Source organism: Moorena sp. SIO4A1, assembly GCF_010672065.1.
GTDB lineage: Bacteria > Cyanobacteriota > Cyanobacteriia > Cyanobacteriales > Coleofasciculaceae > Moorena.
Genome location: NZ_JAAHHX010000916.1, coordinates 1 through 1181 on the forward strand (window position 1 = coordinate 1; position 1181 = coordinate 1181).

Annotated in this window: 2 protein-coding genes; both read left to right on the plus strand. The window is 43.8% G+C overall.

Going from position 1 to position 1181, the window contains the following annotated elements; all coding sequences use genetic code 11:
* The coding region (locus F6K53_RS44050) for a transposase (RefSeq protein ID WP_293087173.1) at window positions 1-784 on the plus strand (784 nt) is incomplete at its 5' end.
* A gap of 58 nt (window positions 785-842) precedes the next feature.
* On the plus strand, window positions 843-1181 hold a 339-nt coding region (locus F6K53_RS44055; protein ID WP_293087175.1), incomplete at its 3' end, for a glycosyltransferase family 2 protein.

A 1181-nucleotide genomic window follows, 5' to 3' on the forward strand; every position in this document is an offset into this window, starting at 1 on the left:
AAAGCGCAGCAAACAGGCTCCTAATTTCAAAAAAGGCATAAAAGCGTCTAAGCGTTGGAAGAAGGCGAACAAAAAAGAATCCAAATTAAAAAGAAAAGTTGGGTTAGCGCGCAAGGATTGGCAACACAAAGTTACGTCAGATTTATCTAGTCGTTATGACATCGGCGTAACTGAAAAGCTAAATACAAAAGGGATGACCCTAAAAGCTAAGAAAGGGTCAAAAAGGAAAAAACAAAAAGCTGGATTAAACAAGGCTATTTTGGATGTGGGATTCGGCACTCTTAATAAAATGCTGACCTACAAAATCGAACTCAAAGGCGGAATTGTCCTTCAACTACCGACTAGACAATTAAAACCATCTCAGCGTTGTCCAGAATGTGGGAAAGTTCACAAAAGTTGGGCTGAACTATCGAATAGATACCATGTCTGTGATGCTTGCGGCTTTGAGTTCGATAGAGACAAGACAAGCGCAATGGTAATGTTCAATGCAGCTAATGGAAAACAGCCGGGGTACGGGACTGACCTCGATAAACGTGGATTTTCTAGCTCTACCTCAAAGACTAGTAAGCACACTGGCTCGATGAGGCAACTAGGAAAGATGAAGCGTCAAAAATCACGTTCTAAGGACGGGTCTGCTGACACCCCGTCCTGGCCTACGGCCACGCCAAAGGCGAACGACCAGGACGGGGTAGTTCATATAGAAACGTTTAACCAAAATGGGGAGATAATTACGCTTTACTTATTGCTAAACTTATTAGTTATTAAACTTGTGGGGGAATTATAGGGTTGGAGCTTCATGATTAAACCTAAGCTAATCACAGCATTTTCCTCAGGGGTGCCGGATGAAATTCAGCGTTGTTATCACGACTTATAATCGCCTAGATCTACTCAAGCGCGCCATTGAAAGCGCACTTGCTCAGACATTTCCCTGTGAGATTGTTATCGTTGACAACGGTTCGTCTGATGGAACCGAAGATTATGTCCAAGAGCGCAGTGAAGCCTTGACACGTGCTGGTGAGCAGAGCCTGGTTTATCACCGAAATTCCGATAATAGGGGCCACTCGAAAGCGGTAAATAAAGGGGTAGAGCTGGCAAGTGGTGATTGGATCAAGCTGTTGGATGATGATGACTACTTAGCCAGGAACTGTATTGAAGAAATGGCTGATGCGATCGCATTACAT